At 59.6% G+C, this 24,550-nt stretch carries 24 protein-coding genes and 3 pseudogenes; 14 read left to right on the top strand and 13 right to left on the bottom strand.

The genetic code is table 11. The annotated features are described in order from the left end of the window. Nucleotides 1–258: 258 nt before the first annotated feature. The 5 genes and pseudogenes from A3M7_RS0133195 to A3M7_RS0133175 form a co-directional block, all read right to left on the bottom strand. Entirely contained in the window at nucleotides 259–459 is a 201-nt protein-coding gene (locus A3M7_RS0133195; protein ID WP_027547784.1) for a DUF6494 family protein, read from the bottom strand. A gap of 377 nt (nucleotides 460–836) precedes the next feature. Next, nucleotides 837–1,220, bottom strand: coding sequence for a PRC-barrel domain-containing protein (locus tag A3M7_RS47510; protein WP_084302745.1), 384 nt, complete (start codon nucleotides 1,218–1,220; stop codon nucleotides 837–839). 748 nt (nucleotides 1,221–1,968) lie between these two features. Beyond that, nucleotides 1,969–2,561: pseudogene (locus tag A3M7_RS0133190) on the bottom strand (DNA ligase). Between the two features lie 644 nt (nucleotides 2,562–3,205). Next, nucleotides 3,206–3,535, bottom strand: coding sequence for a hypothetical protein (locus A3M7_RS0133185; protein ID WP_027547783.1), 330 nt, complete (start codon nucleotides 3,533–3,535; stop codon nucleotides 3,206–3,208). Nucleotides 3,536–4,369: 834 nt separating this feature from the next. Next, entirely contained in the window at nucleotides 4,370–6,145 is a 1,776-nt protein-coding gene (locus tag A3M7_RS0133175; RefSeq protein WP_027547781.1) for an adenylate/guanylate cyclase domain-containing protein, read from the bottom strand. On the opposite strand from A3M7_RS0133175, the gene A3M7_RS49090 reads away from it, so the two are divergent. Next, nucleotides 6,144–6,281: a hypothetical protein gene (locus A3M7_RS49090; RefSeq protein ID WP_156937047.1), complete on the top strand. Its 138-nt coding sequence runs from the start codon at nucleotides 6,144–6,146 to the stop codon at nucleotides 6,279–6,281. The two genes, A3M7_RS0133175 and A3M7_RS49090, sit on opposite strands and share 2 nt — an antisense overlap. A 179-nt stretch (nucleotides 6,282–6,460) precedes the next feature. Here the strand turns inward: A3M7_RS49090 and A3M7_RS47505 are convergent. From A3M7_RS47505 to A3M7_RS0133150, 4 genes and pseudogenes are all read right to left on the bottom strand, one after another. Further along, nucleotides 6,461–6,655 (bottom strand): annotated as a pseudogene (locus A3M7_RS47505) (caspase family protein); the annotation flags it as partial. Between the two features lie 313 nt (nucleotides 6,656–6,968). Next, nucleotides 6,969–7,586: a hypothetical protein gene (locus tag A3M7_RS0133160; protein WP_027547780.1), complete on the bottom strand. Its 618-nt coding sequence runs from the start codon at nucleotides 7,584–7,586 to the stop codon at nucleotides 6,969–6,971. Continuing rightward, nucleotides 7,571–7,892, bottom strand: a pseudogene (locus A3M7_RS0133155) (MBL fold metallo-hydrolase); the annotation flags it as partial. The gene A3M7_RS0133160 and the pseudogene A3M7_RS0133155, both read right to left, overlap by 16 nt. After that, the gene (locus tag A3M7_RS0133150; RefSeq protein ID WP_027547778.1) at nucleotides 7,889–8,818 is read right to left on the bottom strand and encodes a Ku protein; all 930 of its coding nucleotides are present in this window, start codon (nucleotides 8,816–8,818) and stop codon (nucleotides 7,889–7,891) included. The gene A3M7_RS0133150 and the pseudogene A3M7_RS0133155, both read right to left, overlap by 4 nt. A gap of 207 nt (nucleotides 8,819–9,025) precedes the next feature. Here A3M7_RS0133150 and A3M7_RS0133145 point away from each other — a divergent pair, with 207 nt between their 5' ends. The 5 genes from A3M7_RS0133145 to A3M7_RS0133125 all read left to right on the top strand — a co-directional run bounded on the left by A3M7_RS0133145 (nucleotide 9,026) and on the right by A3M7_RS0133125 (nucleotide 12,397). Further along, entirely contained in the window at nucleotides 9,026–9,430 is a 405-nt protein-coding gene (locus tag A3M7_RS0133145) for a hypothetical protein (protein ID WP_027547777.1), read from the top strand. A 30-nt stretch (nucleotides 9,431–9,460) separates the two neighbouring features. Next, entirely contained in the window at nucleotides 9,461–9,910 is a 450-nt protein-coding gene (locus tag A3M7_RS0133140; RefSeq protein ID WP_027547776.1) for a hypothetical protein, read from the top strand. An 80-nt stretch (nucleotides 9,911–9,990) separates the two neighbouring features. After that, nucleotides 9,991–11,019: an IS110 family transposase gene (locus A3M7_RS0133135; protein WP_027547775.1), complete on the top strand. Its 1,029-nt coding sequence runs from the start codon at nucleotides 9,991–9,993 to the stop codon at nucleotides 11,017–11,019. A gap of 263 nt (nucleotides 11,020–11,282) precedes the next feature. Next, nucleotides 11,283–12,005 (top strand): SOS response-associated peptidase, encoded by a 723-nt coding sequence (locus tag A3M7_RS0133130; RefSeq protein WP_027547774.1) that lies wholly within the window; start codon nucleotides 11,283–11,285, stop codon nucleotides 12,003–12,005. A 125-nt stretch (nucleotides 12,006–12,130) separates the two neighbouring features. Further along, on the top strand, nucleotides 12,131–12,397 hold the full coding sequence (locus A3M7_RS0133125) for a hypothetical protein (protein WP_027547773.1): 267 nt from the start codon (nucleotides 12,131–12,133) through the stop codon (nucleotides 12,395–12,397). Nucleotides 12,398–12,436: 39 nt separating this feature from the next. Here A3M7_RS0133125 and A3M7_RS49085 read toward each other — a convergent pair whose 3' ends face one another. Together A3M7_RS49085 and A3M7_RS0133120 are read right to left on the bottom strand one after the other, a co-directional pair. Beyond that, complete coding sequence (locus A3M7_RS49085) at nucleotides 12,437–12,574, bottom strand: hypothetical protein (protein WP_156937046.1); 138 nt, start codon at nucleotides 12,572–12,574, stop codon at nucleotides 12,437–12,439. Between the two features lie 2 nt (nucleotides 12,575–12,576). After that, nucleotides 12,577–13,242 (bottom strand): hypothetical protein, encoded by a 666-nt coding sequence (locus A3M7_RS0133120; RefSeq protein ID WP_084302744.1) that lies wholly within the window; start codon nucleotides 13,240–13,242, stop codon nucleotides 12,577–12,579. A 278-nt stretch (nucleotides 13,243–13,520) separates the two neighbouring features. On the opposite strand from A3M7_RS0133120, the gene A3M7_RS47500 reads away from it, so the two are divergent. From A3M7_RS47500 to A3M7_RS0133105, 4 genes are all read left to right on the top strand, one after another. Next, nucleotides 13,521–13,742 (top strand): hypothetical protein, encoded by a 222-nt coding sequence (locus A3M7_RS47500; RefSeq protein WP_084302743.1) that lies wholly within the window; start codon nucleotides 13,521–13,523, stop codon nucleotides 13,740–13,742. A gap of 56 nt (nucleotides 13,743–13,798) precedes the next feature. Then, the gene (locus tag A3M7_RS0133115; protein WP_156937045.1) at nucleotides 13,799–14,890 is read left to right on the top strand and encodes a recombinase family protein; all 1,092 of its coding nucleotides are present in this window, start codon (nucleotides 13,799–13,801) and stop codon (nucleotides 14,888–14,890) included. Nucleotides 14,891–15,643: 753 nt separating this feature from the next. Beyond that, complete coding sequence (locus A3M7_RS0133110) at nucleotides 15,644–16,207, top strand: hypothetical protein (RefSeq protein ID WP_027547770.1); 564 nt, start codon at nucleotides 15,644–15,646, stop codon at nucleotides 16,205–16,207. Nucleotides 16,208–16,901: 694 nt separating this feature from the next. Further along, the gene (locus tag A3M7_RS0133105; RefSeq protein ID WP_371090228.1) at nucleotides 16,902–17,603 is read left to right on the top strand and encodes a DUF2786 domain-containing protein; all 702 of its coding nucleotides are present in this window, start codon (nucleotides 16,902–16,904) and stop codon (nucleotides 17,601–17,603) included. A 177-nt stretch (nucleotides 17,604–17,780) separates the two neighbouring features. Here A3M7_RS0133105 and A3M7_RS0133095 read toward each other — a convergent pair whose 3' ends face one another. Continuing rightward, complete coding sequence (locus A3M7_RS0133095; protein ID WP_245284368.1) at nucleotides 17,781–18,917, bottom strand: LysR family transcriptional regulator; 1,137 nt, start codon at nucleotides 18,915–18,917, stop codon at nucleotides 17,781–17,783. Here A3M7_RS0133095 and A3M7_RS45285 point away from each other — a divergent pair. From A3M7_RS45285 to A3M7_RS0133080, 3 genes are read left to right on the top strand one after another with little or no spacing between them, the layout of a single operon-like run. Then, nucleotides 18,868–20,472 carry an MFS transporter gene (locus A3M7_RS45285; RefSeq protein ID WP_156937044.1) on the top strand — a complete coding sequence of 535 codons (1,605 nt, stop codon included), beginning with the start codon at nucleotides 18,868–18,870 and terminating at the stop codon, nucleotides 20,470–20,472. The two genes, A3M7_RS0133095 and A3M7_RS45285, sit on opposite strands and share 50 nt — an antisense overlap. Nucleotides 20,473–20,514: 42 nt before the next feature. Further along, entirely contained in the window at nucleotides 20,515–21,387 is an 873-nt protein-coding gene (locus A3M7_RS0133085; protein ID WP_198033852.1) for an MBL fold metallo-hydrolase, read from the top strand. 17 nt (nucleotides 21,388–21,404) lie between these two features. After that, nucleotides 21,405–22,376 (top strand): alpha/beta hydrolase, encoded by a 972-nt coding sequence (locus A3M7_RS0133080; RefSeq protein ID WP_027547766.1) that lies wholly within the window; start codon nucleotides 21,405–21,407, stop codon nucleotides 22,374–22,376. Between the two features lie 137 nt (nucleotides 22,377–22,513). Here the strand turns inward: A3M7_RS0133080 and A3M7_RS0133075 are convergent, their stop codons facing one another. Next, nucleotides 22,514–23,839 (bottom strand): FAD-binding oxidoreductase, encoded by a 1,326-nt coding sequence (locus tag A3M7_RS0133075; protein WP_027547765.1) that lies wholly within the window; start codon nucleotides 23,837–23,839, stop codon nucleotides 22,514–22,516. Between the two features lie 224 nt (nucleotides 23,840–24,063). Here A3M7_RS0133075 and A3M7_RS0133070 point away from each other — a divergent pair, with 224 nt between their 5' ends. Then, nucleotides 24,064–24,540: an Lrp/AsnC family transcriptional regulator gene (locus A3M7_RS0133070; RefSeq protein WP_027547764.1), complete on the top strand. Its 477-nt coding sequence runs from the start codon at nucleotides 24,064–24,066 to the stop codon at nucleotides 24,538–24,540. The last annotated feature ends 10 nt before the right edge of the window (nucleotides 24,541–24,550 follow it).

The raw sequence follows: 24,550 nt of genomic DNA, 5'->3' as shown, positions 1-24,550 counted from the left end.
GAGTCGTTGGGGAGTACGTTGAGAGTTTGCGCGAGATCATCAAGAAGCTGCGCCGCAAGATGAATTGAGGTCGCCTCAGTTGGCGGCCTCTTCATTTTCGCCTGAGAGGAANGCGATTGTCAGCTCCTGGCCCTCAGCCGAACAACAAACGGGCCGCCGCCATGTCGGCTGACTGCGGGAGACCGGACGTTGTACGATGGCTGCGTTGACGGGTTCTCCTGACCCTGAACGGACGTTGGGTCGCACCGTGTGCCCTCGTCAGAGTGCGACTGTTTCCTCGACAACATGTTTCAGCGGCGTCCCCTCAGCGGACAGAGTCATTCGCAGTTTGAGCTCGCCACCTTTCACCGCCCCACTACGCACTAGGTTCTCGATTTCACGCTGCGATGTAACTCCGACATGCTTCAGAAACTTACGGATAGCCATATTGAAGCGGTCTTCATCGAACTCGGCGGTCATGGCTTTTCTCCCTGATCGGCTGGGCAAAGTCTAACACATTGCCGAACCCGTGTTTACAGCTCCCCAAATCCCGGACTAGGGATCAATGATCGGGACGTTCATCGGCGGCTTGCTTCTGGGCATCGTGCCGAGTTCAATTTTGTTGCCGGGACTGGCTCTTGGTCATCTCAGCGGTCAAGGTTTGACGACAGGAGTAAGCCGCCTCGCTTCGCGGCGTCGGTCGTCAGAATGTCGCCTGTTGGCCCATAGCGACCGCCAAAATCGATACCGTCAAATCAGCTACTGGATCCTAAGCCGACATCCAGCGGGCCACAAAAAGACCCACAGTGTTTTCAACACTGCGGGCCTTTTAATAGGTTGGCTGGCTCATGCGCTGCCTAGCGTATTAAGCCACCTCGCGACTCCCAGTAACTAGGTGTCCCGTAGTACTGGTGGGTCCGCGTTTCCCAATCTCGATCCTGCCACGAGTCATCACTGAACTCAGGCGCATCCCTCAACTGTTGCTCGGTGATATTTGTTCGGAAACCACCAAGCGACGAATCATATGTCAGAGCGCCCCAAGGTATGGGGTAATGGCTGTGGCCTAACCCAACAAATCCGCCAAAGCTCATGACGGCATAGGCCACACGACCTGACACCTTGTCGATAATGAGGTGATCAATCTCCCCGATATTCTTTCCACCTGCCCCATAAACTTCGGTTCCTTGAATGTCTTCGCTTGAGATGCATTGATGATCTGGATGGGCTGTTGCACGGGCCATGGCTTCCTCCCTCATAGTGAGTTTGTCGCCATAACTCGGCCGCGACGAGCTCGTTCCTAGTTCCGACAAATTACGCACCGATACCCGCCGACCTATCGTGGCCAACATCGACGTTAACGAACCTCCAGTCTCGATGATCTATGGCGAAGGGCGCCTTCTGGCCCATCGCGTCAGTTGATCCGATGCAGCGGTTTGTCTGGAGTTGGTGGGAAAGCCGACCTGCCGGCTGAGCGCCCGAACGTCTCAGTTTGACCAACGGCGACTATGCCTACATGAAATAGATACTTATGATCGCCACTGCGATGAGCGCCGCGCCACCGACAACGGCAATAGCAAAACAGATGCGTGCTGGGATCGAGTAAGGGTCGAAGTGAGGTTGTTTGATCACGACTCCCTCCCTTGCTGGGCAGGTGGGAATGCACCCGGCTTTCAGTAACCAGGCGCCGACCGACCAGTTTTATCCTCGTCCCTCATCCGCGAGTGTACGACGCGCAGCGACCCTGCCTCGCTGATCGCGCGGTAGGGCCGCCTGCCTCTCCGGGCTGGGGCTGGAAGGGCCTAAACCAGTCCGGTTGGCGAGTTCAATATATGCGGATGAAATGGAAAGATGACTGTCCAAAAGGGGCACTCCGTTGGAGCCTAGAGAGCCGGTTCTAGCGGACTGTGCGCCGCAGCGACGTACGCCAAAGCCGCGGGCTCGCGTTATTCGATGTGAGGGGCTCAGCTACACGCTCTGGGCGGCATGTCCTCAAAACTCTCGGTGCATCGCCGGGTGCGTCCGGTTCTTGACCTTGATCCAGTCCTTCGACCGGCCGGCGCTATAGCGCCGGTCGCGCCGTTTCGAGTCCAGGCCCTCGAGGCCCAGGCGGCAGGCGGCGCCGAACGGCTCGGTGCCGATCTCGCCTGGCTCGAAGGGCGCGACGAACATGCCCTCTGGCCGACCGCGTAGCAGCCGCGCCAGGTTGGTCTTGCGCAGACTCAGCGGCAGTTGGCGCAGATCTTCGCCGCCGAGCGCGAGGACGTCGAATGCGTAGAGCTGCACCTCGTCGTCGTGCTGGCGCGAGTGCAGGGCGTCGAAGTCGGAGACGCCGTCGACACCGAGCACACGGCCTCGCCGTCGATGACGAAGTGCTGCTCGCGGTTCTTCAGTGCGGCCTCGACGATCCAGGGAAATCGGTTGGTCCAGTCGTGGCCGTTGCGGGTGAATAGCCGAACGGTCTTGCCGTTGCGCTCGACGCGCAAGCGGTAGCCGTCATATTCGATTTCGTGAATCCAGTCGGGGCCGTGGGGCAGCACCACCTTGGCTGCCGTGGGCAGGCAGAATTCGAACGCGGTACGCATAAGCCGCAGATTGGGTGGGAAGCACGTCAAAGAAAGGGCCGCCTTGTGGGCAGCCCTGTCCAAAGTCTATCGACGCCGGTCAAAAAAAATAGGTTCGAGCAAAGCCAGCCCCGGGAATGAAAATGATCAGGATACAAACCTGCGCCCGGTTGAGTGATTTGTACACGAGCGCTTGTTTCAGAAATATTTCGTCGCTGCTGTTCCGCGAAGAAACTCTAATGGCGTTGCACAGGGGCAACGGGGGATGCCCACAAAGTTAATCTAGGACACAATACATTTGTTAGAGCGCGCGAAGAATCTGCGGGCGGAGAGTATTCGCCGGCGTCCGGCCTTGAGCCAGTGCGCCGTGGCGGTCCCGGCGTCTCCGTCTTCTCCAGCCCCGAAGGCGCTTGGGGCCGCTCAGATCCGTAGATGCACCTCAATGTCGACAGCCGTCCTTATCGACCTCGACCTGAAATCCTTCCGGCATGTGCGGCACTTCACCTTCGCCAGTTGCGGTGCAGGCCGGACAGGGCGCGAGCGCGCCGCCGCAGGTGCGGCGCACGGGCCTTCCCAAGGGCGGTCCGGGACCAACCCATCCGAGATCGTCACAGTTGGTGCAACTCGCGGTCACTGCACCGGCGGCCAGCGGCTTTTTCCTCGGGTCAGGCGACCCCGCGCAACGGCAGCGCTAGCTGCATGTCGTGCAGTGCAGACGAGACCTCGGCGTCGGTGTCAGCAGCACGCTGGGCCAGCGCATCAGTGACATCGGAGGTGGCGTCCCGTGACCAGCCTTCGCCCGGATTGAAGCACACAACTCGGACCGGATAGGCGTACTGGCCGGACAGGAGATGCCTAAGGATGGTCTCGAGGTCGGTGTCGGCTTCGTCGGTCTCGCGCCAGGGGCAGCCGGTGCGGACGCCGAAGTCCTCGAGGACCAGATAGATGTCGCGGTCGAGGCGGTCGACCGGCACGATCGAGGGCGAGGAACGGATACGCAAACCAACACGGACCGTGGCGGAGAGATGGCCCCGGCTTCAGGGGGCTTTTGGGGTTGGCCGGAGCCGCTCCGCCGGCTCGGTCGGTGAGCCGGCGACAACTCAAATGTTGGCCCGCCCCTGAGTTCCGTTCAGCTAGCTGACAGGGCGCGCCGTTGGCCGGAGCCGCTCCGCCGGCTCGGTCGGTGAGCCGGCGACAACTCAAATGTTGGCCCGCCCCTGAGTTCCGTTCAGCTAGCTGACAGGGCGCGCCGATCGTGCGGAACGTCGCGGCACAGGCCGCAGGAGTTGTCTTTAAGGTGGCGCCTGCGGCTCCTAATTCGGCACCTTCTGTTCGCCGCCGCATTGTACGCGATGGGCGATGCTGATTTTGTGAGATACCTGCATCAAGCGCAGAATTGCTTGGATGAGGCTGAAAAGGCGACACGTGAGGTCGACAAGGAGGCGTGGCTGAAGCTTGGGGAAGAATGGATGGAGATGGCGCGCAAGGCTCGAAGACAGAGGCCGTCCGAGCACTAGGTCCCGCGGGCTAATTCCGGGGCCCGGCCTGTTTCCGACCGCAGTGGCCTAGTTTGATTTTCACAGTGGCCAGCTTTGTTTTAAGCTGTCGGTATGGCCGCCAAGGAGCCGGACAAGAATCCCCCGCCGCCGCGAAGATCGCAACGGTCGCGGACGGAGGACGCTCATTGGGTCGTTGAAGAGTACGCCGACGACAGTCATTTCGTCGTTACCAGCGATCACGCTGATCACTCCCCCAGCCCAGTCTGTCTCTTCTGACTTGGCGAACTTTGCGGCTCAGCGCGTGAGGAAGCAATTCATTAGGAGGAACCATCAACCCGTCAGGCCCGCCTTCCTCAAACCCTCAAGAAAGTGTTCGCGGTCCAAAGGATCTCGGTATCTGTCCGCCCGCGACAGCACAAGGTCGAGACTGCTCAGCGGTAGCGCTTCGCCTCGCTCCCTCAATTCGCGCTCCCGTTCCCCGATAAACGCGTCTAGTTCGCTCCGGGCTTCGTCGAGCCTGTCGATCTGCCCATAGCAGGCGGCTAGGAGGCCATGCGACCAGCGGTCGAGGGTCCGAATCTCCCGAAGCGCTCTGATGGCTTGCTCGTATTCGCGTGCCGAATAGAGGGCAAGCGCGTGGTACCAATGGTAGATATTAGGCGGTAGCGGGTTGAGACGTTTAGCCGTGTCGATCCATGTGAGCGCCTCTCGCCACCTTCCCCAGTAGACGAGAACATTGCCGAAGACGGCGGGGACGTCTGCGTCGTTGGGATTGAACCCAAGTGCGCGCTTGAAGTGGATTTCGGCCTCGTCATCCCTCTTGAGCAGGAATAGCAATTGCCCGAAGACACCGTGAGACCAGGCATCGCTGTCGTCGATGTCGAGGGCTATCTCCACATGTCGCAGCGCCTCGTCCAGCGATGACGCATCCGCGGCCTCGAGGAACACGTTGCAGACATGGGTCCAGGCCACGTTCGCGTGGGCGCGCGCATAATGGGGGTCAAGGGCCACGGCGCTGCGGAAATGATCCAGCGCGTCGGCAAGGTCTTTCCGCGTCAGACGCCGCCATCGTTCGTTACCAAGCAAGACCAGATCGTATGCGGTGATGTTCGAAGTCTGCTTGCGCTTGGCGAGGTCGCGGTCGGCGTTCTCCAGCCTGCCTGGCAGGGTCGAGACAACGGCTCGGGTGATCTCATCCTGGACTACGAAGATGTCTTCAAGCTTGCGGTCGTAGCGCTCGCCCCACAGGTGATTGCCACTTGCTGCATCAAGGAGCTGGACTGTGACCCGCACCCGTTTATCGGCCTTGCGAACGCTGCCTTCAACCAAGTATCGGACACCAAGCCGGCGGCCAACTTCATTAACATCTGTCTTGCCACGCAGCGAGAACGACGAATTGCGCGCGACCACGAACAACGATCGGAACCGCGAAAGCTCGGTGATGATGTCCTCTGCAATCCCATCGGAAAAATAGTCCTGGGCCGGATCGCCACTCATATTCTGGAATGGAAGCACAGCAATGGACGGGTTCTGCGGAAGCGATAATGTCGGCAGCGGGCTCGCTGCCGCACCTGCGCCCTGCACTCGGTACACTTTCGCCGGACGCGCTATATTCTTGAGCTGGTGCTCGCCTCTATCCTCGAAAATCACATCAAGCTTGTCGCGCACCTGCTGATGCGCGGCGTCGGAGATGTAGATGCTGCCCGGCTCGGCAATGCCTTCGAGGCGGGCGGCGATATTGACGCCATCCCCAAGGATATCGTCGCCCTCAATTAGCACGTCGCCAAGATTGATACCGATCCGGAACAACATTCGCCGATCCTCCGGAACATCGACGTTCCGTCCCGCCATGAGGTTCTGGACCGCCAAGGCGCACTCGACTGCGGCCACAATGGAAGGAAACTCCACGAGGAGGCCGTCGCCCATTGTCTTGAAGATGCGACCGCCATGGCTCGCCATGATTGGATCGATTGCCTCGCGATGTTCGCGGAGTGCCATCGCTGTGCCGAGTTCGTCGGCACCCATGAGCCGGCTATAACCGGCGATATCGGCGGCCAGGATGGCGGCTAGTCGGCGATTGATGCGATCCTGCTGAGGAGTGACCATGGCGGTGCCCTTTGTGCGGGTATTCTACACCAACCGCAGCGGCGGTGTATGGCTCGCCAGGCTCGAGCCTGTTCTGGGGCCGAGCCTGACAGAGGTGTCCTGGGCTCACAACCGGGTCATGGAGGTCGGCACTTAGCCCGTGGCTGACCCCAGCCCAGAGCGCGGGGATGTCCGCTTCATAGAGGCGACCCGACCAAGGTCATTCTGGCTACCGAGGGCAGCCTTTGACCCGAAGTCGCCATCAACGAAGCGGCGGAGTGGACGCTCCGCCGGGGCGCTTCAGACCTCGACTCGCGACTAGTTGCAGACCTCTACCACTCGAGCCGCCGCGAACGGGCTGTTCCTGGCGTCGCCATCTGACGCGGTCGAGCCCGCCAAGGCGGCGAAGGCAATCATGGTGTTCGGGCTGGTCGGCTCGACCTTGGCGAGGCCCCGACCGATCGCGCGCGAGGCGATCGTCCGCTTCATTGTCTTTGCAAATGGATTGTCGCGGCAGGCATCGAGAATAATATAGGCCGGCGGGTATTTTGAGATGTTTCCACCTGATGGCCGACGACACCGATGTCGATGGCGGTAAGCCGATGCTTTGCAATCGGCTCGCTGTGCGCGAGTTGTTCACGCCGATACTAGTCATGGCATGTTGTTGTTCGCAATGCACGCAGTGACGCGGTGTCGAGCTTTGGGTTTCGGTCGTTGGCTGAGTGTTTCCATAACAACGCATATCCGAATGGAGCACACTTCCTAACGGCGCCTTCACGCCCGATTGGCCCAAAGCACGGCCGGCATCATCCTAATCATTCCAGGACGGCACATGCTCGCCGAGTCACTCTCGCGCCTTTTGTAACGTCGCCTCCAGCCGAGCCTTTTCTTTTTCCCAGCGATCTTCTTCGATTTGCGACTTCCTTTCGAGAAACTCAATCTGGGCTTTCAAATCAGTAGCGTTCCTTTCGTACTTCCGACGGGCTGCATCCAACGCTTTCTGGGCCTTAGCGACAGCATGCTGCCGATGCTCTCGCTTCTTCTGTCGTGCAGCATCATCTCTCGCTCTTTCCCGTTCGCGGCGCTGCTCCTCCTTCTTGAAAGCGAGCGCAGCCTTTCGTTCGAGTTTCGGGTCGCTCGGTCGCTTTGAATGTTCTTGTGGTTTGTGATCTTTCGACTTGTGCTTGGCCTTTGTCGCTCGGCCCTCGTTGACAAGATGTGTGCGCAGCTCGGCTTGCTCTTTGTAGGGATCGCTTGACCCAACGGGACGCTTTAGCACGACGCCTGGGGCAGCCATTGTCGCCTCTATAATCTCGGGATCCTTACTTTCTTTCGCAAAGCCTTGGTGAAAGAGATTGCTGTCGGCGCCCCAGGCTTCTAGGGCCGCCTTCATTGAAGGCGCCGCTATCGCCAAGTCGAAGAAGCCTAGCGAGGTTTGGTAGGTCTTTAGTTTCCTCGCCATCGGAGTTGTCTCCTGCGCGCCCAGATCGAGATTTGATCGAAATCCCGAGTAACCCGGCTATTCCGGAATGTCTTCGCCGCCTCGGCCAAGATTTCCTCGTCGGCATAGCGGCCGGAAATGTGAGTTAGGACGAGTTGCCCCACGTCGCTTGTTGCCGCCAGGGCGGCCGCTTCAGCGGCGGCGAGATGTCCGTAGTCGCGTGCGATGTCGGAATCCCGATCGAGAAATGTGGCTTCGATCACCAGCAGGATCGGCACCTTCAACTTGCTCGGTCAGCTCCTGGGTAGTTTCAGTATCGCCCATCAGGCGGATTTGCGCTGCGGCCTGGCGGCCGGCTTCTTGGTCGCCGCCTCCTTCGACTGCTTCTTGCCAGCGATCGGCATCAACATTTCCTTCTGTCCGGCCGCCGCTTTGCGTGGCTTCTTGCCGGGCTTCTTCGGAGCCTTAGTCTCTGCCGCATCCTTACCTACGCTTCGGCGCAGAGCCTCCATTAGGTCGACAACGTTCTCACCGCGCGGTCGCTCCTTCGGCGTAATTGGCTTGCCCGCGCGCTTCTGGTTGATGAGGTCGATCAAGGCGGTTTCGTACTGGTCCTCGAATTTCCCGGGCTCGAAGCGGCCAGCCTTCTGGTTCACGATATGCCTGGCGAGATCGAGCATATCCTTGGTGACTTTGACGTCCCGGATCTCGTCAAAATATTCATCTTCGTTGCGGACCTCGTAGGGATAACGCAGTAGCGTGCCAACGAGGCCTTTCTCCAAAGGCTCGAGCGCGATGATGTGCTCGCGGTTGGCCAGGACCACGCGACCAATCGCGACCTTATTCATCTCCTTGAGGGTCTCCCGAATGACCGCGAAAGCGTCGTGTCCGACCTTGCCGTCTGGGCGCAGATAATAGGGGCGGATCAGATAGCGTGGATCGATATCCGCCTTTTCGACGAACTCGTCGATGTCGATCGTTCGGGTGGATTCCAGCGCGAGTTCATCAAGCTCTTCCTTCGTCACCTCGATGAACTGGCCCTTTTCGAGTTCATAGCCCTTTACGATGTCCTCGTTGGCCACCTCGTCGCCAGTCTCCGCGTCGACCTTGAGGTATTTGATGCGGTGACCCGTCTGCCGATTGAGCTGGTTGAACGAAATCTTCTCGCTCTCCGAAGTGGCCGGAAACAACGCCACGGGGCACGTAACGAGAGACAGACGCAAAAAGCCTTTCCAATTTGCTCGAGGAGCCATGAACGCGATACTCCAATAGGACTGCTAGTACTCAAGACGAACAGGGGAGGCTGGTTCCGACAAGGTCGGCCCCCGAATTCTGCCCTTCCTGACGCCGTCCACAAGATCTCTGGGAAGCAGGCTCCGCGCCTGAGCGGGAGAAGAAACTTGTTCCGGCCGCATTACCCCGGTCTCGACAATTGTTCTTCTTATGTTCTAGATTGGGCCATGAGCGATCGACCCGCGAGTTGGCGCATGCCATCCCCTAAGAAAATGGAAAAGCTTGCCTTTTCGGCCGACGGGCAGGCTCGGCCGGCAAGTTCTTCAGAATCGATCGAGGAGTTGACGCCGGAATATTGGGAGGCCGTCCTGAGCGATCCGCGCCTGGGCGCAGAGGCACCCGGACCGGCGATCCAGACGCGGCGGCTATCCGAAATCCAACAACACATGCTGCGGGTCACTTGTCGTCGATGTGACCGTATCGTCGAAATGCAAAAGGCCGATGCGGTCCGCATGTATGGCCCCCAAGCGCTCTGGAAGGACGTCGGGCGGCGGCTCCTCGACAACACGTGCCAGCAGCGAACCGGGCGTCATGAGGAGGACGGCTGCTGGCCTGCTTTCGACCGCTCTTAATCATTTTGCGCTGCCGAAGGACCGCACGGGATGGCGCCGAAGCATCATCCAACGCCGCTTTCCGGAGGCGATCGGAAGGCTCTGAAGGAGGAGCTGGGCAAGGCGAGCGCGATAACGACCATTCTCGCCGCGCAATCTGCTGAGGCCCGCGCGAAGGGCGATGCACTGATAAGGCAGGCGGACAGGCTGCCGTGCGAAAGCTGGAACGAGCCGATGTGGGTGGATGGCGAGCCGATCGATCCGTCACCAGCAGTCGATCAGGCAATCAACGGCGGCTATCCCTGGCTCGAGATTCGATGCTCGCGTTGCAAAACGGCGCGGGACTTCGACCTGGCGACGCTGCCGCATGTCTCCACGACCTTCGTCCACGACCTAGCCGGCAGGCTCCGATGCAGCAAATGTGCTAAGGCCGGTCGTCGTCCCGCCGCCACCTTGCTCCAGCTCACGCAGCGGCCACGCCACGCCGCTCCGGAGAGGTGATCATGTGCTGGTGTGGACGGCCTCTCATCCCCACTGTTTGATGGCGCTCTCAGCGTCACGGAAGATGAGAGGAAAGTCTAATGAATATTCCCGTTCGTATCGGCATGGATACTTCGAAGTCGGTGTTCCAACTGCACGGTGTTGATGAGAATGAGGTAGTGGTCGTTCGGCGCCAGTTTCGGCGAGCCGAGATGATCCGCTACTTCGAGCGGCTTCCGCCAGTTCTCGTCGCCATAGAGTCCTGCGGCAGCTCGCACCATTGGGGGCGGTTGCTGCAATCATTTGGACACGAGGTAAAGCTAATCCCACCTCAGTATGTGAAGGCCTACGTGAAGCGCGGCAAGAATGACGCGGCCGACGCCGAGGCGTTGTGCGAAGCGGTCACCCGGCCCAGCATGCGGTTCGTACCGGTGAAATCGAAGGAACGGCAAGCGGCTTGCATGTTGATGACCGTGCGAGAACGCCTGGTCAGCGTGAAGTCTCAGCTCTCCAATGCTTTCAGAAGCTATGCCGCTGAGTTTGGTATCGTCGGCCCCGCCGGCCGGCAGAACGTGGCCGCACTCATCAAACGTGTGCTGGAAGACGATAGCCTGCCGGAAATGGCGCGGGATCTCTTCCGCTTGCAGGCGGACGAGTATGCCGCGGTTGAAGCCCGCCTGGTGAAGATCGAGGCCAAGCTGATGAAGTGGCATCGCGAGGATGACATCAGCAGGCGTATTGCGACAATTCCCGGCATCGGTCCGATTGGGTCGTCGATGCTCAGCATGAAGGCACCGCCGCCCGAGACGTTCAGATCGGGTCGCGACTTTGCGGCATGGCTCGGACTGACACCCAAGGATCATTCAACTGGCGGCCGACAAAGACTCGGCGGCATCACAAAGGCTGGAGATTCTGTACTGCGATCGACGTTGATTGTCGGTGCCACCGCGCTGCTGAGGCATATCCGCAAGGGTCGTCATAAGCCCACACCATGGCTCGCCTCACTGCTGGAGCGAAAGCCGCCGAAGTTGGTTGCGGTGGCATTGGCCAACAAGTTTGCCCGCATCGCTTGGCGCTTGATGATATCGGGCGGCGTGTACAACCAGCCGGTAGCAGCCACGCCGACTTGATCTGAAATCGGACCGCGAGCGAGATTGCTCGGCGGATTGCCCACGAACTTGCAGGACGCAGTAGATGGAAGGACCGATCGGTCGATACGCGCGAGCTTCCGAAGATTACACTGGCACCACGAGTGTCGCCCATGTGCTTGGAGCGTGCGTAGCGAACACCATCTCGGCCAGCGGACTTTGTCCGCGCAAACAGGCCGGACATCTGATAGCAAGCGATCTGGTCAGAAGTCTGCTACAATCCTGACAAGTGGGGGGCCGTCCACATCTGTAATCTCTACTCCATGACCAAGAACGTCGACGCCATTCGCCGACTGTTCGATGCTCTCAACAACCGCGTCGGCAACCTGCCTTCGATGCCCGGCATCTTTCCGGACTACCCGGCTCCGATCGTTCGCAACGCAGCCGACGGCCGTGAGATCACCATCGCCCGCTGGGGCATGCCCTCCTCTCGGCAGGCGTTATTGAACGCCACCAAGAAGCGGGCGCAAAAACTCGAAGCCAAGGGCACGTCAGTCGACTTCAAGGAATTGCTGCGAATGGAACCCGATTCGGGAACGACCAACATCCGCAACGTCGGCAGCGCTCACTGGAAACGATGGCTTGATCCGGAGCATCGCTGCCTGGTGCCGTTCACCTCATTCAGTGAGTACGACACCATCGATGGTAAGAAGGTGCCGGTGTGGTTTGCGGCCGACGAAAGCCGCCCCCTGATCGCTTTTGCGGGCCTTTGGACCAACTGGACCAGCGTCCGCAAGGCAAAGGAAGGCGAAGTCACCATCGACGTCTTCGGTTTTCTGACCTGTGGACCGAATGCCGAGGTGAAGCGCGTTCATCCGACGGCGATGCCTGTCATCCTCACGACGAGCGAAGAGTACGATGTTTGGATGCGCGCCTCCTGGGACGAGGCCAAGGCGTTGCAGCGGCAGCTCCCAGACGGGGCACTCAAGATCGTCGCGAGCGGAGAAAAGGAAGATCCCGCTGCCTGACTTTTGCACAGAGGGCTGGAACAGGTGGACAAGAGCGAGCTCTCGTCATTTCGAATCCCTGGTCTGTGCTAACCGCCGGGAACGAGGAGGGGTGCTAAGGATTCCTTCCGGGCGGAGCCATCTTGATGCTGATGACGAGGGAAAGACGGCCAGGATTCCGGACATTGCGGGGCTGGGCGATCGCCGTCTTGAACGACGCCGGCGCCATCCGCGAGTGTGAGGAGCACGGCTGGATGCAGGATCGCGCTGATCCGCATGCCCGCGAGCGCGCCTTCGAGATCGCCGGCCGCAATCCGCCGCATGGCATCTCGTCCGAGGCTGCAGCCTTGGCCATCATCGAGGTGCTCGAGGGTATTGCCGACACCTGCCCGGAGTGCACCTCGCGCGATTAAACGCGACAACACCGCCAATCGGCATTCGAGCCAGCTCGCTCACTGGCCGACATATGCCATAACTTTCAATACGCGCAGCGACGCTCCGTGGAGCTTCTCGATCACGCTGCAAAATGGGTTCACAGCTGCCGCGCCTGTCGCAGCCACGGTCGGCTTGTCGCTGTCGAAATTCGCCAAGATTAGACGCTTTCGAAGGGCAAGTGCCCGATGGCCTTCCATTGCTGCTCGTGAGCCACCCCTGAGTAGCTCTCGCGAAATGCATTTGGCTTCCACGCACTGCAGGGATCGAGACTCCCGTCTCGCGTAAAGAATGCATTTCCGCCACCCTCCGAAACAGCGGCAAGACCATAACCGTGGGCAGAGCAGAGTTTGGCAAAGGCCGTTAGCGATGCGCCGTGATACCAACCACGGGGATGCTTCTCGTGGCGATCGAAGGTCGGATCATAGGGAACAGTGATCGGATCGAGGCCGAAACTGGAGTTGTATTCCACGCAGATCACCGCTGGCTTAACCTCGATCAGCTCCTTCAAGAACCAATAGTCGTTGCCATCAACGTCGATTGAGAGGATGCCGACTCGAGAAAATGCCCTCTTGATAAAGTCGAGGTTGTTGAGGTTCAAGAACCGCTCGATCACCTCGATGCGCTTGGGCAGAAGCGCTCGTGCATCGCCTACCTGGCGCGCGCTGCCATCAACCAACAGCCCACGCCATTCGGGATTTCGTGCCAATCTTAGACAATTGAACTCGATCGGATGAAAACCAAACTCGACGAACGTCTTCGGAGCATCGATGGCAAGCTGGTCGAGGATCACGGCCTCGTCCGATTGCCCCTCGGCGCTGTGCATTCGGGCTCGGTAATACAGACGCCGAACGGGCGAAATCTTCTGAATCAACCTTCGCATGGTGCACGCCTAGCGATACTGCCCGTAACATTGCTGATCGTTACGAAGTATTTCTATATGTCTCTATTTGGCTAGGCGAACGCGAGCGTGCTGTCAACGACTGGTTGCAACTCTCTCATCTCGACGTAGGGAAAATTCGTATTACACGAAATATACGTTGCTCCGTCGGGCAAAACAGTGGTTTATGGGGTGCTGGTCACGCCGCGAAGGAGGCCAGCACAATGGTCGACGGAACCGAATTGTCTTCAGAGCTCTCGAAGATCGCAAAGCTCAATGGAGACTTCCGAAGGAACTACGGAACACTGCTCGGCGCGCTCTTATATTTGCGCTCGATCAGCGCGGCGCGCCGATCGTCTCCTTGGGGCGGACTGATCGTGGCTTTTGCGGCAGCCATTCTGACCAGGGTGGCGAAGCACGGATGGTCGTGGGATGGCCCATCGTGAAGATGTGACTGGCCGTCCTAGAGTTCTAAAGCGCGATGCGTTGGAGGCTCTATCCGATGGTCAATGCGCTCGTACCGCACAAGATCTGGCTGCCGAAAGCGGAGCGGGCGCGCCGTGCCGCGCAATACGTCAGAATGTCGACGGACTATCAGCAGTATTCAATCGCCAACCAAATGGCAGCAATCGCCGCGTATGCGCAGAAGTTCGAGTTGGAAATCGTTCGAACCTATCGCGATGATGGCAAAAGTGGGCTTCACATCAAGAACAGGACGGGCCTGCTAGATCTGATCGATGACGTTCAGTGCGGTCGCGCCGGATTTGCTTGTATCCTCGTCTACGACGTTATCGGTAATTTGCTCTACGATCGGCATTCGTGTCGTCTGCGCGAGTACAATAAGCGGAATCCACCGGAACAATGGATTCGCAAAGTCGGCGTGTTCGAGCCGGTCATCAGCCCTGAGCTGTTCGCGAAAGCGCGGGCGATCATCGCTGCTCGCAAGAGTACTAAAGGCCTGTCCAACGAGGAGATGCTAAAGCGACTTCGGATCCTCTTGAAAAAGAAGGGGCGGCTGAGCCGCGATATTATTAGCGATGCGCCAGGCGTGCCGAGTCCCGGCCTTTACCAGTTCCGCTTCGGATCCTTGAGGAGTGCCTATCGGCTGATCGGCTATGCCTTGACGCGGGATTGCGAGTATATCGACTCGCGCGATGACCGCCATGCCATCATCGAAGAGCACGCCTTGAAACTGGGAACGGCTCTCGCAGCCTTCGCTGGAGACGTCAAGTTCGATCAAGTTCACCGAACCGTAGAGGTACGGGGCCTCATCGTCTCGTTGCGCATTGCTCGAAGTAGTCATGATGGAAACGAAAAGCATTCGCCCACCTGGACGGTTGAGCATGGCCAGCATCCGCCTCCTGGCTTGATCTTCGGCATCAGACTCGACGCGGGCAACCGAGTGGTGCGCGATTACTTCTTGATGCCGGCATCGAAACTTGTCGAGCGCCTAAGGTTCACCGAAAGTAGCACCAAGCGCTACGGTCTGCGCGGGTTTGGTTCAGTCGACGACGTGATACGGGCGATCAAGCGACGCCTTGGGCGGACTCAAATCAAGACCTCGCGGGTTACGGTCTCGGCCGGAGGAATCTGATCGGCGGCCATCGCCCCGCGACCTTGGCGAAGTGGCACGGCCGGTACGCTATGCCAAGAGTGGGTCCCGGGACGTGGACCCCAACGTGTAAACTCTATGCGCCGGCGACGCTGCATTTGCAGCTAACCTGCAATGCTCGCTGATGGCCCATCAGCGAGGCGACGGCACGTCACGTTGAGGTCCGTTCAATAGGGCATAGCGGACTGAATTCGCTCAGGTTGAGTTTTTCGTATTGTGACCCGACCGAAACTTTGGCGCGGGGTTTCTGTCCCGCGTTTTGCGTTAGGGCCACGCGGTTCTTCGCTCGCCCCGGCTGCCTCGTGGTGGATCGTGAAACCCGCCGAACGCAAGCCGATTGGCAACACAGTGTTTATAGAGGCAGGATCGAATCCAGTATCCTTGGCGTTTGGTGGATGTGCCTCGCTGCCCTTCATAGTGCATTCGGTCAGGACAGCTGACGGTGCGCGCTGCGTTTTCTGCGCATAACGCTGACGACCGCCGCATTCCATGCTATTATGTTAATATTCCAGGTCGTTCGGTCGAGCCTTGTATTGAGGTCAAAACCGATGATTGGAGCCATCATCCCCACATACTTCGTCAGTCTAAGGCGAAGCATCAAGAAAGCATGTTCACGTTGACGCTCGGCGCCGGCGTGCAACTCGATTCGACAGGAGAAAGCATACGCAGGTGGATTTCAACTCGCGGCAGTTCACGGCGGAGACCTGAATCGCCGCTTGATCTAAGGAGGCACTCATGAACTTCAACGTGCGCATAGTCCTCCCATTTACCGCAGCGATGAGACTCACCAAAGCAACGGCTTTTGCTGCAGCGCTCGTGTCTTTTGCCCCCGCGGCTGTCGCGGGAGAGCCGATTGAAAAGAAGGGGACAACTCCTTATGTGACTCACTTCATTTTTCGGCCCTTGATGAGTATTGACACCGCCGAACTCGGCAAGGCCACCACGCTGGAGGCGGTCGGGACCACTCAAAACATGAAGGGAGAGAAGATGCTGGACAAGATGTCGGCACGCTGCGTGGCGCTGAACGTCGCGTCCGGAGACAAGAAATATATTGACGGAGCTTGCGTGCTCGCCGACAGCGACGGCGACAAGATTTTCTCGACCTTCGATACTCGGGACCTCGACAAGGCCCAGCCGAAGATGGATTGTGGAACGCATATCATCACCGGCGGCACCGGTAAGTATAAGGGCATCACCGGAAGCGAACCATTTGCGTGCATAGCTATGCCTGCGCTGGCTGGCTCTGGCGATTATTTTGCGATGGACATCCCGCACAACACGTCCTGGGAAATCAAATGATCCTGAACCCGATGTCGGCGTAAAGATGGTTGTTGAGGCAGCCATCAATCGCTGAACGAGAGCCTAGCCCACCACAGCTGGGCTCTTCTTCTGTTCATAATTTAGGTCAGATGGGCCGCTTGTGGGCTGCATGCGAAGTCCAGACCGGCTCACAGATGGTCTGGTTGTAGGGGTGGACCTGAAGCGGCTCGGCCAGCGCGCGACCGCCGGCGCTCTTCTCTTCTGCGTCGATGCGCGCGAAGTCGCCTCCAAGTCCGCAGACGCCGCGAAGGATTTCGAAAATCCGTCGTCCTCACCGGTCCGCGGAGGCCCATTCAAGCCACCTAAAGGAGCCCCTGGTATCAAGTCTTGGCTGGTTGTAGGAAGCCGCTGGGGAAACGCTAGGCGGGCTTGTACCGCCTGCCCAGGTTGTTGTTTGGCTTTGCCATCCAATGGCTAGCCGGGCAGGGTTGCGCGCATCTGGAGTAGCCTGTTCAGGTACAATGATGCCGCGTCCAACGGCAGGGTAGACCCGCCGCGGTACGCGGAGAGGCCGGAAAATCCCATCCCTCTCGCTTGCCGAGAGCACCTGAGATGCAGCGGAAGAGCAACTTTCTTTCTAGATTCTCTCCCTCCGCCAGTCTAGTTCGCCCGGGCGTCAGTTCGGTCGGAGCTTCCCGGGGGCAACGTAAAAGTGGACCAATCCCCCAATCTCGTGGCGCTGGACAAGCTCAAACTGCGCATCCAGGCGTTGCGCGCAAAGACCATCGACAACGGCTGCACCGAAGACGAGGCGCTGTCGGCCGCTGCCAAAGTCGCTGAGCTGCTCGATCGCTACGACCTGTCGCTGACCGACATCGAGATTCGCAAGGCGCCTTGCGAACGGCGGTCGTATGAGACTTACCGCAAGAAGCGAATCCCGCTCGACGACTGTATCGGCGCAATCGCCAATTTCTGCAGCTGCCGGGTCTGGCGCGAGAAGAACCAGGCAGGCGAGAGCCGCTATGTGTTCTTCGGCCTTCGCGCCGATATCGAAGTCGCGCATTATCTGGCCGAACTGATCGACGCCGCCGTCCGCTCCGAACTCGGCCGCTACAAGACCACGTCGGGCTATGGCCGGTTTCGGCACAATGAGCGGCATTTGGCCAATGCCTCGTTTGCGCTGGGCATGGTCGCATCCATCGCGGAGAAGTTGACGGCGATGAAGGCCAGCCGCGATCAGGTAAATCAAAGCACCGGGCGCGGTCTCGTTGTGCTGAAGGCTTCGATCGTCGATGACGAGTTCGGCAAGCTCGGCCTGAATTTACGGGCGGCGCGCAGCACCAGCCGCACGGTGTCGATGACGGCCTATGAAGCCGGAGGCGCTGCCGGATCCTCGTTGGCCATCAATCCCGCGGTGGGAAAGCCGACGACCTAGGCCGAATGTACGAAATGGCTGGCCTGACGGAGTCCAATATCATCGTCGCCATCGACAAGGATGAGGGCCTCTCTTCCAACGCGTCGGTTACGGCCAGACCGCGACACACAGGCGGCCCGGAGTTGGCTGAGATGTCGATGAAATGATGAGCAAGTGGTTTCACTTCAGCTCGCGTTGCTAGCCGGTGGCGCAGTCCTTGAGTTGCTGCCGAAGCCATTGATGACCGCGATCGTTATCGAATCGGGCGTGCCAAGTGGCGTGCAGCGTAAAGGGCCTCGTATCGAACGGCAGCGGCAGGGATTGCAGGACATCACGGTAGCGGTTGAGGAAACGCTCCGGAAGAGTGCAAACGAGGTCGGTCGACTGTAGCAAGAGCGGCACGACGCTGTAGTGCTGAACTGACACGGCGACGCAACGCGTCAGCCCGTCCTTCGCCAGGACATCGTCGATGAAGCCGCGAAAGCCGCCGCCTTCTCCCGAAACGATAATGTGCTCCAGGCGCGAATACTCTCTCATCGTGGGCCGCCGCAATCCGCGCGGATGATCCTTACGCTGGGCCATCATGAACCGTTCATCGAGCAGCGGCTGGGACGGCATTCCGCTTGGGACCGCATCTTTCGAAACCAGCGCAACGTCGAGATCTCCCGCCTCGAGCTGGCCAGCCAATTTCATCAAATCGATCGAGCGGAAGGCGAACCGGATTCCCGATAAGCCATCCCGTCGCGAGAACGCGACCAGCCGCGATCCAACAATAGCGGTCGCGTTGTCGTTCGCGCCGATTGTGAAAGTTCGATCCGATTTCTTCGGGTCGAAGCCAGCTGGTGCACCGATAACATCTTGCAGATTCTGCAGTGCCAGTCGCAGAGGTTCCTTGAGCTCGTTTCCCCGTGGGGTGAGGACCATGCCTTTTCCCGAGGCGGCAGGTGTCAGCAACTGATCCTTGAAGATATCGCGAAGCCTGGCCAGTTGGGCGGAAAGTGCCGGTTGGCTAATGCCAAGCCGCGCTGCCGCACGGGTGATGTTCCTCTCATCGAGCATCGCCTCGAGCGATACGAGCAGAGGCATGTCATGAGCCCTGATATTCATCCGGATTATACCACATATCTTATCTATCGATTTCAAATATCCCATGACGGAGGACATCAACGCAAGCCGGATCACATGGGCCGCGAAAGCGGACAAGATAGTTGGGGGACAGATGAGGAAGCTGCCAAACGCCGGTCCTGCTGCGGCGGAGCCCACCATCGAGCTGCAGCGAAGGGTCATGATCGCAGCGACCGTCGGTACGGTCATCGAGTGGTACGATTTCTTCATGTATATCTCGGTGGCTTCGGCCATCTCGGTTAATTTTTTCTCGGCCGACAATCCAGTTTGGGCCAACGTCTTCGCGCTTCTCACTTTCGGCACGGGCTATCTCGTTCGGCCGTTTGGAGCGCTGGTGTTCGGTCGCATCGGCGACATGATCGGACGCAAGCAAACCTTTCTCACCACGATCCTGATGATGGGATTTTCAACGGTTGCCGTCGGTCTGGTGCCGAGCTATGCGTCGATCGGCCTGTGGGCGCCTTCGATTTTGATCTTGCTGCGAATGATCCAGGGATTGGCTCTTGGCGGTGAGTATGGCGGTGCTGCGACCTACATCGCAGAGCATGCACCGCAAGGCCGCCGCGGCTGGTTAACGTCCTGGCTGCAAACCTCTGCACCGATCGGCTTCGCTCTCTCGATGCTATCCGTGTATCTCATGCGCTCCAGCATGACGCCCGAGGCATTCAATGACTGGGGCTGGCGCATCTTGTTCATCAGTTCGGTGTTGCCGCTCGCGATCTCGGTCTGGATTCGGTTGAAGCTGCAGGAATCGCCGCTCTTCCTCAAAATGAAGAATGAGGGGACGCTCTCGAAGTCTCCGATCTACGACACGCTCCGGGCGTTGCCGAACCTGAAACGCGTGCTGATCGCGATGTTTGCGATGGTCGTCCCCCAGAGCGTGCTGCTGGTCGGTGCTCAGATCTATTCTCTGGTGTTTCTCACCGGCACGGCCAAGGTCGATCCGCAGATCGCGAGTCTCTTGGTCGGTGCGGCACTGATGCTGACGCTGCCGGTGATGATCTTCTTCGGCTGGCTGAGCGACCGCTACGGCACCAAGATATTCATCCTGGCTGCCTGCGTCATTGGCACGTTCACCTACCTCCCGCTCTACAAGGCACTCATCTTCTATGCCAACCCAGCGCTCCATGCCGCGCAGGCCGCCGTACCCGTAACCGTCGCGGTGGATTCATCGGAGTGCTCCTTCCAATTCAACCCGATTGGAACGGCGAAGTTCACCACAGGGTGCGATATGGCCAAGAACGCCTTGATCCGGTTCGGCGCTCCCTATTTGACCAGGTCCGAAGCAAAAGGGGCGGTCGCGACGGTTTTCGTTGGCAGCAAGCCAATCCCGGTTGGCGCCGCAGGGCAGGCTCCGGATGTTGCGGCGTTCACCGCCAAGTTGAAGCATGCGCTTGAGGAGGCCGGATATCCGAGCCGTGCCGATCCAAGTGCGATGAATTTCGGAATGATCATACTCGTGTTGGCGGCGCTGAGCACGGTTGCCGGCATGATCTTCGGTCCGCTGGCATCGGCGATGACCGATCTGTTTCCGCCCCAGGTGCGTTACACGTCGGTCTCGTTCAGCTATCACGTGGGCAACGGCTATTTCGGCGGCCTCTTGCCGGCGATCGCCGCGGCACTCCAGATCTCCAGCGGCGATATATACGCCGGTCTGTACTACGTGATGGTCATTTCGGCGATCTCGTTCTTCCTCGGCTTGTTCTGGCTGCAATCGGCGCCGGCAGCGGCCAAGGTCGAGTCAGTCGCGACTGCCACGGCCTAGCGGTCACGCTTCAATCTGCACAAGCAAGAAAGTCTGGTTCAAATGACCGCAATGCACGCGATCGGCAACGTTGCCATTCGTCAGGTTGTCGAGATCCGAGGTCCGGGTTTCACCCCGGACTTCCTCTTCCCGGATTGGGATCAGTCGGTTCTGGCGAAGCACCGAGCGCTGATGATCCCGGATTGCTTCGACGAGGCGGAGGGGCGCTTCATCGCGAGCATCCACACCTGGATTCTGAAGACGCAGCACGATACGATCCTGATCGACAGCTGCGCAGGCAACGACAAGAACCGTCCGATGCTGCCGCGCTTTCATCAGTTGAATCTGCCTTTCCTCGACCGGCTGGCGGAAGCCGGCGTCTCACCTGAACAGGTCGACTATGTCTGCTGTACCCACCTGCACGCGGATCATTGCGGCTGGAACACGCGACTCCTCAACGGCCGCTGGGTGCCGACATTCCCGAATGCCAAGTACGTCTTCTCCAAGGCCGAGTACGATCATTGGTCCGGCCCGGCTGGCAAGGAAGGCTTCAGCGCCGGCGTATTCGAGGACAGCGTTCTTCCTGTTATCCAGAGCGGACAGGCCGAGATCGTCGATGGCGAGGCTGCGATCGGGGACGGTCTTACGTTCCATCCGACCCCGGGGCACAGCCCTGGTCACGTCGCTATCCAGCTTTCTGACCAGGGACAGAAGGCGCTCTTCAGCGGCGACATCATGCATCAGCCGCTTCAGATCTATCGTCCGGACTGGAACAGCGCGTTTTGTGAGGACGCGGAGCGCGCCCGCGCATCGCGCCGCTGGCTTCTCGAACGGGCTGCGGAAGATCGCTCGACCGTTTTCACGGCTCATTTCGCCAACACGTCAGCCGGACACGTCACACGTAGCGGCGACAGGTTCGACTGGCGGTTCGTGTAACCTGAGGGGACACCGAGATGCATAAATCGATTACCGACGCCATCATCAGCGAAGAGATGATGATCCCGAGCGACACCGCAGGGATCGAACTCTTCGTTCGCAACAAGCGACGGTCCGACTTGGTCCGGTTCTCTGCCGACAAGACGGTCTTGTTCGTGGCGGGATCGACCTATCCGGCGTCGACTTCGTTCGACCTTCGCCTGGACGGCTTGTCTTGGATGGATCATCTGGCCCAGGAGGGCTATGACGTCTATCTCGTCGATGTCCGCGGCTATGGTGGGTCGACCCGTCCGCCTGAAATGGAAGAACCGGCGTCCAACAATCAGCCAATCGTGCGCACACCCGTCGCTGTGAGTGACGTCGGCAGCGCTGCCACGTTTATCCGGTCGCGGCGAGGGGTCGACAAGATCAACCTGATCGGGTGGTCGTGGGGGACGACGCTGATGTCACGCTACGCCTCGGAGAACCTGGCGCACGTCAACAAGCTTGTTCTGATCGCGCCGCAGTGGCTCCGGACGACCCCGAGCGCGGCTGATTCCGGCGGCCCCCTCGGCGCCTATCGCATCGTCGAGCGCACCGCGGCCAAGAGCCGTTGGCTCAACGGCGTTCCCGATGACAAGAAGGACGCGATATTGCCGCCGGCCTGGTTCGATGCGTGGGCGGAGGCAACTTTTGCTAAAACAGGACTCGGGCCGGACAAGCTGCGGGCGCCGAACGGAACGGTTCAGGACAGCCGAGAATATTGGGCATCTGGCAAGCCGCTTTATGATCCTTCCTCGCTCACGGTGCCGGTCCTGATCGTCCATGCCGACCTGGATCGCGACTGCCCAATGGACATGGCGCAAACGGTGTTCAGCAAGCTCTCGGCGGCGCCATATCGCCGCTGGATCGAGATCGGCGAGGGCACGCACTCGGTATTCATGGAGAAAAATCGCTGGCAGGTCTTCGCTGCCGTCGACGGTTTCCTTGGGGAACGGCCTGCAGCCTAAAGAGGGCACGCCGATATGCGTGACTTTCGTGAATCCTCTTACTCGCCTTGCGGCAACCCGGTGAGGTCAGTGTTCAGGCTTTGCAGGCGCTATCGCCTCAGCCGATGCCACTCGGACATCGGCTGTCCCTCCACCACTCAGAAATCCGAAACTTTTCCGACCGCAAAGCCGGCGAAGCGATCTGGTCGGTAGGGCTTCGGATCAACGATTGGCGCCGCCCCCGTCACGATATCCGCGACCAGGTGGCCGGAGCCCGGGCCGATACCAAAGCCGTGTCCGCTGAAGCCCGCGGCCAATATCAAGCCGGGTAGGGATGAAACCTCTCCGATGGCTGGCACGCCATCGGGCGTCGAGTCGATGTAGCCCGCCCATGCAGCGGTGATCTTCGTGTCCCTCAGGGCCGGCAAGAGGTCGAGGGCGCGCCGATGCGTGAGTTCAATTGTGCTTCGATCGGGCGCCGGATCCAGAATGCGAACCCGCTCCATTGGCGTAGGGCTGTCGAGCCGCCAACGGCGGAGTGTTTCATGTCCCGACCATACACCTTCGAGGCCGCCGGGGAGCAGACTGCGCCAGCGCCGCAGGAACATCGGGAGGAATTGCGGGGCGAAGCGGAGCTGCTGGGCTGTCGGATCGACGCGCCCTCGACCGCTGATGGCGAGTGTATATCCGCCATCGCCGCGTTTCGTGACCGAAACGCTGGAGGTATGCAATGCATCGGGTAAGCCCTTCACGGCCGTCGAGACCGAAAGGATGGACGAGCGGATCGAGGCAAGCGGAAGGCGGATGCCGGACTGGTGGCAGAAGGAGGAGGACCACGCGCCTCCTGCCAATATGGCGACCTTGGTGCGGATCGTACCGCGCTCGGTCACGACCGCGCTCACCCGGCCGCCCTCAGTCTCCAATCCACGTGCCGCGCACATCTGGTGCACGGTGCCTCCACCCTTGAGAATGGCCCGCGCTGCCGCAGGGGCCGCATTGGCGGGATCGGCGATGCCGTCGCTCGCCGAGAAGACGCCGCCCTTCCAGGCGCGCCCGGTGGCTACGCCATGGGAAGTAGCTTCGCTCGCACCGAGCATGCGAGTGCTGACGTTCACGCCGCGGGCAAAGTCGCACCAGCGCGCCCAGCCCGCCAGCTCGGCCTCATCGTTGCTCAGGTACAGGAGGCCGCAGCGCGAGAAACCGGTGTTCTCTCCGCTTTCAGCGCCAAATCTCTCCCACAGGTCCAGGCTCTTGGTTGCCATCGGCAGCTCGCGAGCATCGCGGTTTTGCTGGCGGCACCAACCCCAGTTTCGGCTGGATTGCTCGGCGCCAATCCGCCCCTTCTCCACGAGGACGACGCTGAGGCCTCGCAAGGTGAGATAATAGGCCGCGAACACTCCGATAATGCCGCCTCCGATGACCACCACGTCGGCGCGGTTGGGAAGATCAGGCGAGGTCTCAATCTGACAGAGGGGCGCGGGCATCCTGCGTTCCTGGATTTCGATGGCTGCATCTTAGATCGCGCATTCGCGTCGACGGCACCGGATTCGATGGTGGTCCAGCATTTTATGCTGTATCCTCCGTGTACTGCAAAACGGCGTTCTGCCCGAACGATATAAGTCGGTGGCGGACGTCGGCCGCGAGAGAGGTAAGCTTTTTGCTCGCTGTGCAGAATTTTCTGCTGCCGTTGAGGAGTGGAGGGCGGTCAATGAAACTCGATCGGATTGACATCAAGATTCTTCACGAGCTCCAGAAGAACGGCCGCGTCACCAATGTCGAGCTTGCCGAACTGGTCAATCTGTCGCCCAGCCCATGCCTCATGCGCGTGAAGAGACTGCAGACCGAGGGCTACATTGAGGGTTACTCGGCCCAGATCAACATGCGCAAGCTGGGACAGACGCTGACCGTGTTCACGGAAGTGACGCTGAAGAACCATCGACAGATCGACTTTGCCCGCTTCCTGAGCGCGGTTGAGAAAGTCGACCAGCTGATTGAATGCCATCTGGTCTCGGGAGGTTACGACTACATGCTGAAATTCGTCGCCGCCAGCATCGGCGAGTACCAGACGATCATGGAGCGTCTGACCGATATGGATATCGGCATCGATAAGTATTTCAGCTTCGTTGTCCTCAAGTCGCCCATCGTGCGCTCCCACATGCCACTGACCAGCCTCTTCCCGGCTTGATGCCACCGCG

Origin of the sequence: Bradyrhizobium sp. WSM2254 (genome assembly GCF_000472645.1) — a bacterium.
Taxonomy (GTDB): Bacteria; Pseudomonadota; Alphaproteobacteria; order Rhizobiales; family Xanthobacteraceae; genus Bradyrhizobium; species Bradyrhizobium niftali.
The sequence above is the reverse complement of the archived record's forward strand: the minus strand, read 5'-3'. Positions and strand labels throughout refer to the sequence as shown.

What these genes read in the sequence shown, in the direction of transcription:
- A3M7_RS0133095 (WP_245284368.1), bottom strand. Translation starts at nt 18,917, where the DNA reads ATGAAGAAATCGTACCACTCGATGACCGTACCGACGGTCGCTGCGATC.
- A3M7_RS0133195 (WP_027547784.1), bottom strand. Translation starts at nt 459, where the DNA reads ATGACCGCCGAGTTCGATGAAGACCGCTTCAATATGGCTATCCGTAAG.
- A3M7_RS0133140 (WP_027547776.1), top strand. Translation starts at nt 9,461, where the DNA reads ATGGCGCCGAAGCATCATCCAACGCCGCTTTCCGGAGGCGATCGGAAG.
- A3M7_RS0133075 (WP_027547765.1), bottom strand. Translation starts at nt 23,839, where the DNA reads ATGCCCGCGCCCCTCTGTCAGATTGAGACCTCGCCTGATCTTCCCAAC.
- A3M7_RS0133110 (WP_027547770.1), top strand. Translation starts at nt 15,644, where the DNA reads ATGAACTTCAACGTGCGCATAGTCCTCCCATTTACCGCAGCGATGAGA.
- A3M7_RS0133120 (WP_084302744.1), bottom strand. Translation starts at nt 13,242, where the DNA reads ATGCACAGCGCCGAGGGGCAATCGGACGAGGCCGTGATCCTCGACCAG.
- A3M7_RS45285 (WP_156937044.1), top strand. Translation starts at nt 18,868, where the DNA reads ATGATCGCAGCGACCGTCGGTACGGTCATCGAGTGGTACGATTTCTTC.
- A3M7_RS49090 (WP_156937047.1), top strand. Translation starts at nt 6,144, where the DNA reads ATGGCGGTGCCCTTTGTGCGGGTATTCTACACCAACCGCAGCGGCGGT.
- A3M7_RS0133070 (WP_027547764.1), top strand. Translation starts at nt 24,064, where the DNA reads ATGAAACTCGATCGGATTGACATCAAGATTCTTCACGAGCTCCAGAAG.
- A3M7_RS0133135 (WP_027547775.1), top strand. Translation starts at nt 9,991, where the DNA reads ATGAATATTCCCGTTCGTATCGGCATGGATACTTCGAAGTCGGTGTTC.
- A3M7_RS0133145 (WP_027547777.1), top strand. Translation starts at nt 9,026, where the DNA reads ATGAGCGATCGACCCGCGAGTTGGCGCATGCCATCCCCTAAGAAAATG.
- A3M7_RS0133115 (WP_156937045.1), top strand. Translation starts at nt 13,799, where the DNA reads ATGGTCAATGCGCTCGTACCGCACAAGATCTGGCTGCCGAAAGCGGAG.
- A3M7_RS0133175 (WP_027547781.1), bottom strand. Translation starts at nt 6,145, where the DNA reads ATGGTCACTCCTCAGCAGGATCGCATCAATCGCCGACTAGCCGCCATC.
- A3M7_RS0133085 (WP_198033852.1), top strand. Translation starts at nt 20,515, where the DNA reads ATGACCGCAATGCACGCGATCGGCAACGTTGCCATTCGTCAGGTTGTC.
- A3M7_RS0133150 (WP_027547778.1), bottom strand. Translation starts at nt 8,818, where the DNA reads ATGGCTCCTCGAGCAAATTGGAAAGGCTTTTTGCGTCTGTCTCTCGTT.
- A3M7_RS47500 (WP_084302743.1), top strand. Translation starts at nt 13,521, where the DNA reads ATGGTCGACGGAACCGAATTGTCTTCAGAGCTCTCGAAGATCGCAAAG.
- A3M7_RS0133160 (WP_027547780.1), bottom strand. Translation starts at nt 7,586, where the DNA reads ATGGCGAGGAAACTAAAGACCTACCAAACCTCGCTAGGCTTCTTCGAC.
- A3M7_RS0133080 (WP_027547766.1), top strand. Translation starts at nt 21,405, where the DNA reads ATGCATAAATCGATTACCGACGCCATCATCAGCGAAGAGATGATGATC.
- A3M7_RS0133125 (WP_027547773.1), top strand. Translation starts at nt 12,131, where the DNA reads ATGCTGATGACGAGGGAAAGACGGCCAGGATTCCGGACATTGCGGGGC.
- A3M7_RS47510 (WP_084302745.1), bottom strand. Translation starts at nt 1,220, where the DNA reads ATGGCCCGTGCAACAGCCCATCCAGATCATCAATGCATCTCAAGCGAA.